Raw genomic sequence first — 518 nt, forward strand, 5'->3', positions numbered from 1 at the left:
GTGCGCGAGAGGGTCTGGTTCAGCGACATGTTCGCCACGTCCACCGGGGTGCCCTTGCGTACGCGTACGAAGTTCTCCCGGATACGATCGAACACCACTATCGTGTCGTTGAGCGAGTAACCGATCACCGCGAGCAACGCGGCGAGCACCGTGAGGTCGAACTCCACGCCCGTCACCGAGAAGAAGCCCAGGGTGATGGTCACGTCGTGCACCAGCGCCGCCACCGCCCCCAGGGCGAAGCGGTATTCGAAGCGGAAAGCAACGTAGGCGAGAATGCCGGCGAGCGCGTAGAGCATCGCCAGTCCGCCCTGCTCCTTGAGCTGATCGCCCACCTGTGGCCCGACGAACTCCACCCGCCGCAGCTCCGGCTGGCGGTCGCCGCCGCGGGCGGCGGCGAGGATGCGGTCACCGACACGCTGCCCCGTGGCCCCCTCCGGGGGCACCCGGATGAGCACGTCCTTGGCGGTGCCGAAATGCTGGACCACGGCGCTGGTGAACCCGGCGTCCCCGATCTCGCT

At 68.1% G+C, this 518-nt stretch carries 1 protein-coding gene; it reads right to left on the minus strand.

All coding sequences use genetic code 11. The features are described from left to right. Window positions 1–518, minus strand: a 518-nt coding sequence (secF, locus tag G7A99_RS24560) for a protein translocase subunit SecF (RefSeq protein WP_163144689.1), incomplete at both ends; no start/stop codon positions are given.

The sequence above is a fragment of the Arhodomonas sp. KWT genome (assembly GCF_010993615.1).